Annotated in this window: 11 protein-coding genes; 8 read left to right on the top strand and 3 right to left on the bottom strand. The window is 47.6% G+C overall.

Annotated elements, in window-relative coordinates; translation table 11 throughout:
- Positions 1 to 45: 45 nt before the first annotated feature.
- Positions 46 to 921 (bottom strand): hypothetical protein, encoded by an 876-nt coding sequence (locus AZI87_RS01010; RefSeq protein ID WP_063204590.1) that lies wholly within the window; start codon positions 919 to 921, stop codon positions 46 to 48.
- Between the two features lie 161 nt (positions 922 to 1,082).
- A complete protein-coding gene (locus AZI87_RS01015) occupies positions 1,083 to 1,337 on the bottom strand; it encodes a hypothetical protein (RefSeq protein ID WP_063204591.1) in 255 nt (84 codons plus the stop codon).
- 199 nt (positions 1,338 to 1,536) lie between these two features.
- On the opposite strand from AZI87_RS01015, the gene AZI87_RS01020 reads away from it, so the two are divergent.
- A complete protein-coding gene (locus AZI87_RS01020; protein WP_155722474.1) occupies positions 1,537 to 2,400 on the top strand; it encodes a hypothetical protein in 864 nt (287 codons plus the stop codon).
- 81 nt (positions 2,401 to 2,481) lie between these two features.
- On the opposite strand, the gene AZI87_RS01025 is transcribed toward AZI87_RS01020, so the two are convergent.
- Entirely contained in the window at positions 2,482 to 3,684 is a 1,203-nt protein-coding gene (locus AZI87_RS01025; protein ID WP_063204593.1) for a hypothetical protein, read from the bottom strand.
- Positions 3,685 to 4,077: 393 nt separating this feature from the next.
- On the opposite strand from AZI87_RS01025, the gene AZI87_RS01035 reads away from it, so the two are divergent.
- The 7 genes from AZI87_RS01035 to AZI87_RS01065 all read left to right on the top strand — a co-directional run bounded on the left by AZI87_RS01035 (position 4,078) and on the right by AZI87_RS01065 (position 13,714).
- The gene (locus tag AZI87_RS01035; RefSeq protein WP_063204595.1) at positions 4,078 to 7,134 is read left to right on the top strand and encodes a hypothetical protein; all 3,057 of its coding nucleotides are present in this window, start codon (positions 4,078 to 4,080) and stop codon (positions 7,132 to 7,134) included.
- Between the two features lie 32 nt (positions 7,135 to 7,166).
- Entirely contained in the window at positions 7,167 to 9,512 is a 2,346-nt protein-coding gene (locus tag AZI87_RS01040) for a phage tail protein (protein ID WP_063204596.1), read from the top strand.
- A gap of 98 nt (positions 9,513 to 9,610) precedes the next feature.
- Positions 9,611 to 10,396 carry an N-acetylmuramoyl-L-alanine amidase family protein gene (locus tag AZI87_RS01045; protein WP_063204597.1) on the top strand — a complete coding sequence of 262 codons (786 nt, stop codon included), beginning with the start codon at positions 9,611 to 9,613 and terminating at the stop codon, positions 10,394 to 10,396.
- 25 nt (positions 10,397 to 10,421) lie between these two features.
- On the top strand, positions 10,422 to 11,153 hold the full coding sequence (gene rph / locus AZI87_RS01050) for a ribonuclease PH (RefSeq protein ID WP_063204598.1): 732 nt from the start codon (positions 10,422 to 10,424) through the stop codon (positions 11,151 to 11,153).
- Position 11,154: 1 nt separating this feature from the next.
- Complete coding sequence (gene rdgB, locus AZI87_RS01055; RefSeq protein WP_063204599.1) at positions 11,155 to 11,748, top strand: RdgB/HAM1 family non-canonical purine NTP pyrophosphatase; 594 nt, start codon at positions 11,155 to 11,157, stop codon at positions 11,746 to 11,748.
- 306 nt (positions 11,749 to 12,054) lie between these two features.
- Positions 12,055 to 12,999 (top strand): ribose-phosphate diphosphokinase, encoded by a 945-nt coding sequence (locus AZI87_RS01060; protein ID WP_172795332.1) that lies wholly within the window; start codon positions 12,055 to 12,057, stop codon positions 12,997 to 12,999.
- 67 nt (positions 13,000 to 13,066) lie between these two features.
- Positions 13,067 to 13,714: a 50S ribosomal protein L25 gene (locus AZI87_RS01065; protein ID WP_063204601.1), complete on the top strand. Its 648-nt coding sequence runs from the start codon at positions 13,067 to 13,069 to the stop codon at positions 13,712 to 13,714.
- Positions 13,715 to 13,779: the final 65 nt, after the last annotated feature.

A 13,779-nucleotide genomic window follows, 5' to 3' on the forward strand; every position in this document is an offset into this window, starting at 1 on the left:
CGCATTTTTAGCAAATTTATGAGATTTTAAATGTGCTAGGGCAAACTATCTGTTGCCGGAAGCGGCATTGCCAGCGGCAGAAGAACCACCTTGCGCGCTCGGACTGCCAAAATCAGCCGAGGCACTTGCACAAGTTTCAAGTGCGGCGTTCAAGGCGCGAATCCCTTCCATCGAGCTGGAAAAATTCTGAGCTGTCTTATCAAGAGCGGAAGCCGAATTTGCAGAATTCAAATCTGTGATGTTCCAAAGCTTATTACCTGTTGCTTCTTTAATCTGGGCTCTCAAGCGATCGGCATCCTGGTCGATCACTTCCTTTTGACGCTTTTCAAGTTGAGAAGATTGATTTCCGAATGCGACGGCCATCTTGGCATAGCTATCAAGGAAACCAGCACATTGCTCTGCGGTCTTTTGTGTTTCTTTAAGTCCACCTGACTTTGTCGAGATCATGCTATTTTTGTCGGCTTCTTTGAAATAAGAATCCATCAAACGATCGCAAGCACGACGAGTTGCGGTCACACATTTCAATTCATTTTTAGAAGGATTTGCTAAAGAACCTTCCGAAGCATAGCCATAACAAATCGTCGAAGCGCGCAGTTTATCTTTGTAAAAACTTGAAGTACGAGCGTAAAGAGAAGACTTACCTTTCTCTTTGGAGTTGGTCACCAGAGTTTCAGAAACCGTCAAAACTTCAGATCCTTCGACATCTTCAGTGCCCCACTTCATGCTGTACTGATTGTTTCCTTCTTTGCTCTTCACCCATTTTTCGGCATTATTAAAGCTGGTACCGGCAGAATTACCGCGAATTTTTGAACCATCAAAGTTGAAGTCTCCCCAGTAATACTTTTTTAACATCGAGGGATTATCAAAAGCGTGAGCAGCAGAAGACAAACAAACGATCGAAAGAAGAGTCAAAAATTTCACAGGGAACTCCGGTTATATGTTCAGGATTCTTTGATCTTATCATCAAAGTGCCTTCTGACACTAAAGAGCTTAATTTCACCGGACCTAGGATGAGTCCAGGACATGACGAACTGTTTTGAAAGGGCTGGCGGTAAAAGTGAATCACTGCCAGCCTCTTGGATCTACATTCCCAAAGACGTTCTGCAGGAAGGCGTTAGGCTTTCTTTATTTTTAGCCAAGCACATTTTCAACGCTTCCATCTCTGTGTACTTGTCACAATGTTTAACTTTATCTTCCTTACAAGCCGTCATCACCTCTTGAGCCTTAGATTTTCCTTGCGCCATCAGCTTTGAACTTTGCGACTTTAATGAATCAGTTTCGGCGGCCCCCGCACTTAAAACGAAAAACAAAATAGATGTAAATAAGATGCTCTTCATAAGTCCTCCATTGTCCCGATGCTAACGAGAGCTCTTATCGAACACAAGTTATTGTCTAAACAGCAAACAATAGACAATGAAAGGTTCCCATAAATTCTGGAAGAAAAATATTTCCGGCGCAAAAGCGATCAGGATTACACTTAAGCAAGCCCGTAATATATTTCCCCGTTTTGAAGCGATTGCGTTTAGGATGCGCGACATGCGGTACGTTTTCGGAACTATTCTCTCTTTACTGCTTTTCCCTGTTTGGGGAAAAGCCAACTCGCCTATTGCTGTTAAGGCTGTGGTCATAGAAGACGTTCTGGAAGACTACAAAAAATTTCTGAATGGCAGAAATCCTCTGGATATAAAAGACTTCAGCGGCCCCTACTCTCGACGGGACGTAATTGAACTGGTTTTATTTCAGCAAGCGTTGGTTGCAGGTGGACTGAATACACCTGTGATCTTAGTGCCCATGCCCACTTACCAGCGCAGCATCGCCGAACTCGAGAAGGGTTTTGTCGATGCCACAGCAAATCCCATTTGGGAAACGGATTTGTCAGAAACTTCAACATGGAAATCGATTTCCACCGTAGACCCCGGTCAGTTTGTCGCTGGAATTTATGGTAAGCCCAAAAAAATCGCTGAACTTTCAAACTTATCCATCAGCCAACTAAAAAACAGAAGTATCACGACCAGCTTCGCCTGGGTAAGCGACGTCCAGGCTCTCAAAAAAGCGGGCTTTACCAACATCGTCGATGGCGGGAATTGGGATCGCATGATTCGCATGGTAAAATATGACAGAGTCGATTTTCTACTCTCATCGTTCCGTGCCGAAAAAGATCTTTCATTTCAGGTTCAAGACACAAAATACATCCCTTTAACGGGATACAAAGTCATCCTTGAGGGCCGACGCGTCTGGGGAGTTTCTAAAATTTCAAGAAAATCAAAACCTGTGATCGCGGCTCTTAATAAAGGCGTTCCTTTACTAAAACAAAAAGGCATCATCGAAAAAGCCTATCGTCAGTCCGGATTTTTTAATCCACAGGTCGATCGTTGGAAAATCATCGGCGCCGAGAAGTAAAATCACTTTCGTTCCTCGGCTTAGAAATAAAAAAACCGCAGAATCAATCTGCGGTTTTTTATTTCTAAATCTAAATTCAATCTATTTCTTTTTCTTCTTCGTCGTCAAACCCGCGTCCGCACGAATCTTAGAAGCTTCCAATTTCATTTTTTCCGCTTCGGCTTCGGCTTTCCCTGTGTCTAACTTAATCTTCGCTTCTTCCGCTTTGTTTTGAGCAATTTCCATTTGTTGCTCAAGCTTTTCGCGTTCCGTCTTCGCTTTTTCTGCTTCCTCACGCAGACGCTTTAATTCCGCGTCGGCGCGCAGACTTTCAGCTTCGCTTTCGGCAATCACTTTTTTAGCACGAGCAATTTCAAGACTTGCGGCCGCTTGTTCTTTCTTCAAGTTGTTCCGGTTGCCTTCAAGCTCTTGACGGGCTTTAGCCGCCGCTTGTTTGGCTTTTTCTTCCTGCGATTTTATTTCGCTTACTTTTTTGCGCTCAGAATCAGCCTGTTGAACAGCTTCTTTAGAGGCCGCAAGAGCGGACTTCAACTCGCCATCCACTTTCTCAATCATTGCCTTTGACTGTTCTTCTTGAACTTTCAAACGAGCGATCTCCGCTTCGGCTTTCGCTTTATCGGCTTCAGCTCTGGCAATCTCTTGCTTTGCTTTAGCTTCGCGTGCTTTGGATTCGGCCACAGCTTTCTGAGTCAGCAAGCGAGCCTTGGAAAGATTTTGCTCTGCTTTATTGGCATCAATTTTAGCCTCTTCAGCTTCTTTGCTGGCCTGTTGTCCCGCTTCTGTCGCGGATTGCGCCTGCTTTTCTTGATCTTTCGCCTGATCTCTTAAGTCATCGGCTTTGTCTTCAGCTTGCTTTCTTTTTGCTAACGCTTCGTCGCGAACTTGAATGGCTTTTTTAGTTTTTTCTTGAGCAGCTTTAATACGGGACTCAGCCGCAGCCTGCTCTTTTTCCGCATTGGCTTTTTGCCGTTCGTGGTCCGCAGTTTCTGCTTTCAGTTTTGCAGACTCTCTTTCTGATTCAGCTTGTTCTTTCTTAGATTCGTTTTCTAAAGAACGAGCCTTATTGATCGCGGATTGCGCTTCAGAGCGCGCTTTATCGCGGCGACGGCGGTCTTCTTCCGCACGTTTTTTAGCTTCATTGGCTTCGGCCTTCGCGGCTTCAGCGTCTGCTGTAGCTTCTTCGGCTTCGATCTGTGAACTATCAGCTTGTGCGAACGCATGTTGCGGTAAGCCTTGAGTCATCAACGCTGCCAAAAGAAGTAGACCAAGAGGTTTCAACTGCATGGGAGTCTCCTTACGATGTTTAACAGCAATAAGGATATAGAAATTTTGGGCAAAAAAAAAGCGACCAGGATTGGGGGGGGAGGGTCCTGGCCGCCATGGGGGGTTGACTTGTACTAAAGCAACGGCGGTGCCACGACCAATGTTTCGTCAAAACCAATCAAATGCGCTTTTGTGTATCCCGAGCTGACTAGTCTTTAGACGATAACTGACAATTGCGGGCCTTAGATTGAGACCTTTTCTCCTGTTTGGCTCCTGAAAAAATATTTTGAGAATCCCCGGCTTTTTGTCTCGCTCTAATGCGGTTGTCTCATTCTGAAATACAATTTTCTGTAATCCTTCGAGGTTTTTAGCGGAATCACTCACATTATTTAATTATCCCTCCGATATAAAGGTATGGTCACACTTCGGTACGTCCTTTTTATTGTGCTGCCCATAACTGTTGCGCTATTTGATAGCTTGGCTTTGGCATCTCCCCAGAGTCTGAGTTATCAAGGGCGTATTCTTAAATCTGACGGTTCCCCCCTGGAATACAACAACGTCAGCTTTCTTTTTGAAATCACTTCGGCTGATGGAAGCTGTGTCTTGTATCGCGAACAAAAAGACGGCGTAAATATGCAAAGTTCAAACGGAGTCTTTGATGTCCCGATTGGAACGGGCACACGCCTTTATCCCACGGCACCCGTCTTTGAACTTTCTGAAGTTTTCGTAAATGGAAAGTCTCATAGTTGTTATGGAAGTGGTAGTTGGTCCGCCAGCAACACCTCGGAACGTCAGTTGAAAGTTCAATTCCACGACGGAAACGGCTGGAAGGTCATTTCGCCAGCCAATATCATTCGCTCTGTGCCCTTTGCTTATACTTCTTTTAGCGCGCAAAAAATTGCAGATAAAACCGTCAACGACCTTTTACTAAAAACCGCCGCACCGGCAACGACATGTCTATCAGGTGAAGTGCTAAGCTGGAATGGAGCTCAGTTTGTATGCGTCACTGATGCTGGCGGCTCCGGGGTGATTTCCGATATAATCGCCGGAACTGGAATTTCTGTTTCAGGAACAACAACGAAAACCATCAACCTAGCAAACACCAGTGTCGCTGCTGGCAGCTATGGTTCCGCCACTCAAGTACCGACCTTCACCGTCGATGCCCAAGGCCGATTGACAACGGCAAGTTCAGTGACAATCACCGGTGTTTCACCCGGGGGCAGTGCTGGCGGAGATCTATTGGGATCTTACCCAAACCCTACTGTAGCAAAATTAGCTGGAAAGAATTTGGCAGTCACATCACCTAGTGGCGGGCAGTTTTTGAAGTACGATGGCAGCGAGTGGGAAAATGCATCGCTGTCCTCTGCCGATTTAACGGATGCGGGCTCACTTCTAAAATCTTCGCAAATGCCTGCGACGTGTGCCGTGAACCAAACACTCACCTTCGTTTCACCGACGGGCGCATGGACATGTTCAAATATCGGGTTGAATTGGTCTCAAATCACAGCGGGAAAACCGACAACACTGATCGGCTATGGCATCACAGATAAAGTCATTAATAATGCTGGTACGGACGCGGGAACAGATATCACTTCCCTTCAATCAGGTTTAAATTCTTCAAAGCCTGCGGCGGGAGTTGCGGGAAGAATCTATATCTCCACGGACACCAAAGAAATTTATCGGGACAATGGCAGCACCTGGATTCGTGTCGCCACGGAATCTGGAACCAGCACCGCGACATTAACAGGAGTCACCGCGGGCACAGGACTTTCTGGTGGAGGAACTTCTGGCAACGTCACTCTTAATCTTGCCAACACATCGGTGACGGCGGGTTCTTATGGATCCAGCACACAAGTACCCACATTCACTGTCGACGCTCAAGGCCGTTTGAGTTCGGCTTCGCAAGTCACAATTTCTGGAGTGGCCCCCGGAGGAACTGCGGGCGGAGATCTTTCAGGAAGCTTTCCAAATCCCACGGTCGCAAAAATTCAGTCGACCAATGTGTCTGCGACCGGGCCATCTATCGTGGGACAAACACTTCGCTATCAATCGAGTCAGTGGACACCGGCGTTTTTAAATATGGCGGATATTCGCTCAACGATAACTCCGTTTGGTGGAGTTTTTGCTGCGACAGCGTGTGGCGCCGACCAATCTATGTATTACGAATCCTCGTCGGACACTTTTAAATGTCAAAATATCACTCTGGCAGCTTCGCAAATCACGAGCGGTCAAATCGCCTCGGCACGATTGCCTGCAAGTGCGAACTATTGGCAAGATGGAGGCTCAGGTAAAATCGTCTATAGCGGTGGTGCCATTTCCGCAGCAGGTCTGATTGAATCGACCAGTGGTGGTTTTAAATTCCCCGATGGCAGCACCCTGACTTCTGCCAATGGAATCAGTGCTGCCGGAAGTGCATTTATCGGAGCCGCAAGAACTGTCGCTACAGCCAACTGCAGTTGGGGTCTTGATAGCACAACGTTTGCGACACTCAATACGGCCAATGCAAACTGTGCTTTACCGACATTGGAAGGGTCTGCCCTTGTGCCGAGTGAAGGTAAAATCCCTGCCGTGCGTTTTGCGAATTTGAAAGCGGGTCGATATTTAGTTTATGCCTATGGTGCCTTCTATTCAAATACCGGCAGTTGCTTCTTTCGCATTACTGATGGCACTCAAACCTCTGAAGCGACAAACACTCATTCCGCGACTACGGATCGAACAAGTCTGATCGTTGGCGAGTTCAATTACACTGCAGACCAACCTACAATCACTTATAAAATTGAAATACGCAGGTGGACGGGCTCGGGTTCTTGTAACATCAGCAATGCCGTCGATTATGGCGCCGGACAAACTTTTAAAATGAGTCTGTACCGAGTCGAAAAACCCGCAGAAGCTTCTGATAATTTAGGTAATCACGTCGCTACAAACAATCTGGTTTTAGGTAATCACTACTTATCCGGTGATGGTTCTAACTCTGGAATTGGAATCACGGCTTCAGGCAATGTGGGCGTGGGCACCAACGCACCTGTCACAACCTTAGATGCTCGCGGCGAGGTTCGTATCGGTAACACAGGCGCAAGTTGCAGCGGCGCGATTGAAGGCGCTACTCGCTATAATAGCACGTCAAAGAAATTAGAATTCTGTGACGGCAGTACTTGGCGCCCCGTCACTTCGACCACAAGAAGAACCGTGTGCACCTATGATAACGCCGCCTACAGCACACAGGTGAACGGACAAAATCTAATAAACTGGGGAGCCGGTCATTGTGACAACGGTTACCCTAGCAGTGGTTGTGTAGGTTATCTTTCTAAGGCTGTGGCCTGTGGAAGTGATAGCGATTGGGCCGCTCTGGGCCCGAATGAAACGCCTTACAATGGAGGCGTGGCCGTGGGTGCCAATGGCGGGATTTCATGGTCGATGGCGACTCCATGTAACGGAGTCTGGGTGCGCGCTGTATACGAATGTTCTAACTAAGAAAGGCAGAGCACGTGGTTATGAAGACCTTTATGTACGTTTTTAGAATAGCGATGCTCTTCTTCATCATCACTTATTCTCTTGTGGCGAATGCTTCGCCGCAAAGCTTAAGCTATCAAGGCCGAATTCTAAAATCAGACGGCACACCATTAGAGTTCAACAACGTCAGTTTTCTTTTTGAGATCACGTCTGCTGATGGAAACTGTGTTTTGTATCGAGAACAAAAAGATGCCGTGAACATGCAAAACTCCAATGGCGTCTTTGACGTGCCTATCGGATTGGGCACACGTCTTTTTCCAACAGGCCCGGTGTTTTCTCTTTCTGATGTTTTTGTGAATGGCATCACGTACACCTGTGCCGGCAGCGGTTCTTGGATTGCCAGCAACTCGGCGGAAAGACTTTTGAAAGTTCAGTTCCATGACGGTTTAGGTTGGAAAGTGATTTCTCCGGCGAATATTATTCGCTCTGTGCCGTTTGCGTATACATCCTATAGTGCGCAAAAAATTGCAGATAAATCCTTGAATGATCTTGTGCTGAAATCCACCATCCCGGTTGCATCTTGTACTGCGGGGCAAGTCATTACTTGGGATGGAGGAATTTTTAAATGTGTGACCGATGCCGGAGGATCCGGCGTTGTTGCTGACGTCCTTGCAGGAACAGGAATTAACGTCACGGGAACAACCTCGAAGACCGTGGCTTTAGATAACACAGCCGTCACGCCGGGCTCTTATGGGTCTTCAAATCAAGTTGCGACTTTCACTGTTGATGCCCAAGGTCGATTGACCTCGGCTTCGAACGTCACCATTGCGGGGACAACGCCTGGTGGATCGGCCGGCGGTGATTTAAGTGGCAATTATCCAAATCCTTCCGTCGCTAAAATCCAAGGAACAACGGTGTCAAGCTCTTCACCCTCAGGAGTCGGTCAGGTATTACGTTATCAATCCAGTCAATGGACCCCCGCCTTTTTAAGTGTCGCGGACATTCGCTCAACGATCACTCCCTTTGGTGGGTCTTTCGCCAGTGCTAGTTGCACTGCCGATCAGTCGATGTACTATGAATCTTCGACGGACACATTTAAGTGTCAGAACATTGGAATCTCTGCGACGCAGATTACGAGCGGTCAAATCGATGTGTCGCGACTGCCTTCCGCTGCCACTCTTTGGCAGGAAAATGGCGTCGGCACTGTCTACTACAATGGAAACAAGGTCGGCATCGGTACGAACACTCCCCGAGTGTCTTTGGATATTGGAAGTAAAACGGATGCCTTGGCCGTGCCGGTCGGAACATCGGCGCAACAGCCTGCTTCTCCTACTGCAGGTTTCATTCGCTTCAACACGACCTTAGCAGCCCTGGAAGTTTTCGATGGCTCAGCATGGGTGGCATTAGACAACAGCAATAATTATGTCAGTCCGGCAGGACTTATCACGGCGTTTTCTAGTAACAGCTGTCCTACCGGGTGGCTAGAAGCCAACGGAGCTGCGATTTCACGTTCAACCTATGCCGCCCTTTATACTGCTATCGGAACAACTTTTGGAAGTGGCGACGGAAGCACAACTTTTAATCTTCCAGATCTACGCGGAGAATTCATTCGCGGATTTGATAATGGAAAAGGGGTCGATGCAGGCCGCGTGTTGGGTTCAAAACAAAAAGGCTCTCTTCTTGTGGGTGACGATGGCAACGGTGTGAACTCGGTTTCATTCTCTGGCACTTTTGCCGTCACCACTCAATCCGATCCTATTATAGCTTCTGACTATCCGGGTGTGGCGGCTTCAACTGCGAACGCAGACTTCACTAACTTTTACACTAGCGCTGCAAATCCAGGCTATTTTGGCGCTGCAAGACCTCGCAATATCGCGCTCATCTATTGTGTGAGTACAGCGAACAGTTCGCAAAAAACAGTCGCCAGTGCGGGTACCGGAACAACAAATACCGTTCCCGTTTGGACAAGTTCTACAGCACTAGCCGACAGCCCCATCGTTGTTTCTGGAGGAAATGTCGGTATCGGCACCCCAACACCTTCCGCGAATTTAGAAGTAAATGGATCGATTAAGTTCGGAGGACAGAAGATCGCGCGAGTCACGACTTGTAAACGCGCCGGAAGTGCTTCGGCATTTAACGCAAACTGCTTTTACTGGAAGTGGGCCGCGGGTGAGTGTGACAACGGTCTGCCCTCAGGTAATTGCACAGGATTTATGGTGAAGGCTGCTCACGGCGGCGAAGACCAAGATTGGGAAGTATGGGTGCCCGGCGAGACGATGACTCCCGCGACCTGCGGCCCTAACACAACGACCGCCCCCAACGGTGGCATGACGTGGTGGTGCACGGGATGTGCAAACTCAGGACTGCGCGTATCGGCCACGTACATGTGCGATCAATAGTTCTCTGAGAATTAATTTTGACCGCAATTCTGACAAAGCACCAGCCCTTGGTCGGTTACGGACTCGACAGGGTTCGAGGGCTTTTCTATTCTAAAAAAATGAATCTACTTAAAACCAAAAAGCTCTTGGCGCTGGGACTTCTTTCTTGGAGTCTTCCCGCCTCTGCCTTGCACATCATGATCGATCCCGGTCATGGCGGTGTTGATACCGGCGCCGTGCATGGAGCCGCGAAAGAAGCGGATTTGGTTTTAAAAGTCGCTCAACGTCTAAAAACTATTTTAGAAAAGAACACCGACTTCAAGGTTAGCATCACGCGCACGACGGATCGCAATCTAGGACTTCCTTCACGCGTGAAAATGGCAGAAGATGCAAAAGCTGATTTGTTCGTCAGCCTTCACGCCAACGCCGCTTCCGATCAGCGCGCAAAAGGTGTTGAATTCTTTTTTCAGAACAATCTTCCCCCTGATGAAGAAAGTTTATTTTTAGCCAGCCAGGAAAATCAGATGGTTCTGAACAGCAAAGAACTTCACGATATTTCCGGAGGCGATGAGCTTTCGAAAAAGGGCGACGTCGCGGCGATCGTAGAAGACCTGCGCCGTCAAAACCGTATGGAGAGCAGCTTGCACTTATCCAAAACTCTGACGCAAGTTTGGAATGCGGATAGCACAGCGACTCATGCCACGATTAAACAAGCTCCCTTCTATGTCATTTCAAAAACGTCAATGCCGTCAGTGCTTATTGAAATTGGCTTTCTGACGAATCCTCGTGAAGCCAAAAGGCTTTTAACGACGGAATACCAGAGTGATCTTGCTCAAAAAATCTACAGCGCCCTGCTCTCTTACAAAGAAAAGATGGACAACCGCACAGCGAAGACATTAGATTAGCCCCATTCCCACCTGGAGGTTATTCATGCGCGCCGACGGCCGTCTTTTTGATCAATTAAGACAAGTAAAAATCACTCCTCACGTTTCTGAATATGCCGAAGGCTCTTGCATCGTTGAGTTTGGTAAAACCAAAGTTCTTTGCACAGCCACTTACGAATCCAAAGCGCCACAATGGTTGATGGGAACAGGTGCAGGCTGGGTGACGGCGGAATACGGCATGCTTCCTCGCTCGACTCACACACGCATCAAACGTGAAAAATCAATGACCGGTGGACGCACGCAAGAGATCTCACGCTTGATTGGTCGCTCTCTTCGCGCGGCCGTGGATTTAAAACTTCTTGGTGAAAAACAAATCATCGTCGACTGTGATGTTCTTAATGCTGACGGCGGAACTCGCACGGCTTCTGTGACGGGCGGCTTTGTTGCCTTGGCATTAGCATGTAAAAAACTTGTTGATGTCAGCGAAATCAAAGCCTTCCCTTTGATCAACTATGTTTCTGCGATCAGCGTCGGTCTTCATAATAACAATGTTCTTTTAGATCTAAACTACGACGAAGATTCTGCTATCGGAACAGACATGAACTTCGTGATGACCGATAAAGGTCATTTCGTGGAAGTACAAGGCACTGCCGAACACACGCCGTTTTCTCGTGAACAACTTTTCACAATGATGGATGTCGCAGAAAAAGGCTGCCGTGAACTTTTCATTCACCAGGCTTCTGTCGTAAATGAAATCTATCGTTTGGCGGGAAGATAAGATGGAACTTTGGATTGCCACTGGGAACAAAGGCAAGCTGACTGAATACAAGCAGCTTTTGCGCGAAATCGCGGAACTAAAAATTTTCTCTCAAAGCGATATTCCGTCTTTCACTCCCCGTCCTGAGGATGGAAAAACTTTCGAAGACAATGCTCGTATCAAAGCCAAAACTTTGCGCGCGGTGAAAAACAATGTGTGGGTTTTAGGTGAAGATTCCGGCCTCGTGGTTGAAGGCCTGAATGGTCTTCCTGGAATTCACTCGGCAAGATACGCTGGCCCTAAGGCTTCGGACAGTGAAAACGTGGCGAAGCTTTTAAAGATGATCACATTAAAACCAATGCCGAACAAGAACGCGAAGTTTGTGTGTTCAACGGTGGTTTACACTCCGACTGGAGAAGAATGGGTTTTCACGGGCGAGATGAAGGGCACGATTGCTCCAAAACCAGCCGGCCTTCATGGCTTTGGCTATGATCCTGTGTTCATCCCTGAAGGACAAACTCAGACTTTGGCGGAATTGGGAGCTGGTTATAAGAGCCAACACTCTCACCGTTCTCAAGCTGTGAAAGCGTTCTTAGAGCGCCTTCAAAAAATGTAGTTCTATGCGCCCTTGGCTCCTTCAAAGGTTTACTTCCACGGTGGAAGTAAACCCCTCCTCGTGACGGTTGCCGGGCTGTTTCCCTCTTGAAGTGGGACCCCTTTAACTTCAATTTTTACCTTAGAGCCCTCCCCACTTCGTAATTTTTTCCATCTTGCCCTCGTTAAAAGTTAATGCCGTTTTTATCAGCATTACTAAACGCGTTTTCAGAGGGAAAATCCTTTTACCTTCTGCGAAAAAGTGGACAAGCCCCCTCCCCTTTGTTACCGTTCTGAAAACCATTTAACACTCAGGAGACTACGAGTGATGAAGGGCCTAAAAATCTTTACCGCCAATGCCAATCCGACCCTGGCTAAAAAGGTGGCCGAAGCTGCTGGAGTAGAGCTCGGTTACTGTGAAGTCAGCACCTTTGCCGATGGGGAAATCCAAGTCGAAATTCACGAAAGCGTACGGGGACAACATGTATTCGTTGTTCAAAGTACCTGCCCTCCCGTGAATCAGAATTACATGGAGCTTTTTGTGATGCTCGATGCTTTACGCCGAGCCTCCGCTGCCTCCATCACAGCCGTCATCCCGTATTACGGGTATGCCCGCCAAGATCGTAAGGTCGCTCCGCGCGCACCGATTTCGGCAAAACTTATGGCCGACTTGATCACGACGGCGGGTGCCGACCGTGTGGTTTCCGTGGATTTGCATGCCGCTCAGATTCAAGGCTTCTTTAACGTTCCTGTGGACCACTTATTCGCAATTCCGACTTTGGCTCGCGCTTGGCGTGAGGCCTATGGCCAAGGCACTGAGTTTGTCGCAGTGAGTCCAGACGCTGGTGGGGTTGAAAGAACCCGCGCCTTTGCTAAACGCATCGAGTCCTCAATGGCGATCATCGATAAGCGACGTTCTGGCCCAAATGAGGCCAAAGCCCTGCACCTGATCGGGGATGTTACGGGTAAAACCGCTGTTATCGTTGACGATATGATTGATACGGCTGGAACTCTTACACAAGCAGTTGACAGCCTTCTGAAAAATGGGGCAAAACGTGTGTTCGCCGTTGCTACACATCCCGTTTTATCGGGTCCTGCGATCAATCGTTTGAAAGAAAGCCCTATCGAAAAAGTATGGGTCACTGACACGATCCCGCTATCTGAAGCGGCGAAAAACTGTGGAAAAATTGAAGTGGTTTCTGTGTCGCCGGTTTTGGCTGAAGCGATTAAGAGAATTCACGGAAACGATTCTGTCAGTTCTTTGTTTGACTAAATTTAAACCGCTCTCTGCCAAGGGAGCTTATTATTAACATCCTCTATTGGACTAGAAGGAAGATAAAATGAAAAACAGAATCGAACTATCTGTTGGAACTCGCGAAACTGGTAAACACAACAGCCGCGCACTTCGCAACTCTCGTAACGTACCTGCAGTTATCTACGGAGCTGTAGAGCCTATCAACGTATCCGTTGGTGAAAAAGAAATCGTGAAATACAACACTCGTGCTTACGAGAATGCTCTTTTCACTTTGAAATCTGAAGACAAAAAAGCAAACGGTATCGTTGTGCTTGTTAAATCAGTAGACGTTCACCCACTTTCTCGCCGTCCTCAACACGTAGACTTCTTCGCTTTGGATCTTAAGAAAGCGGTTCGCGTTAACGTTGAAGTTCGTCTTGAAGGCAGACCTTTGGGTCTTTCTGAAGGCGGTTTGTTGAACGTTGTTCTTCGTTCTGTTGAGGTTGAAGTATTGCCTACAGACATCCCAGAGTTCATCACTGCTGACATCTCTAACTTGGGCGTAGGTGACGCTCTTCACGTTTCTGACTTGCAAGTTTCTGGTTCTGTTAAAGTTATCACTGGTGCAGAACAAACTATCGCGGTTGTTAACGCTCAAGAAGAAGAAGTTGCTGCGACTCCAGCTGCTGCTCCTGCGGCTGCTCCTGCTGCTGCGGCACCAGCTGCTGCAAAAGCTCCTGCTGCGAAAAAATAATTCGCTTCGGGTCAAGTATGCATTTTCAAAGGCAGCTCTCATCGAGCTGCCTTTTTTATTTGAGG

Source organism: Bdellovibrio bacteriovorus (assembly GCF_001592745.1).
Classification (GTDB): Bacteria; Bdellovibrionota; Bdellovibrionia; order Bdellovibrionales; family Bdellovibrionaceae; genus Bdellovibrio; species Bdellovibrio bacteriovorus_B.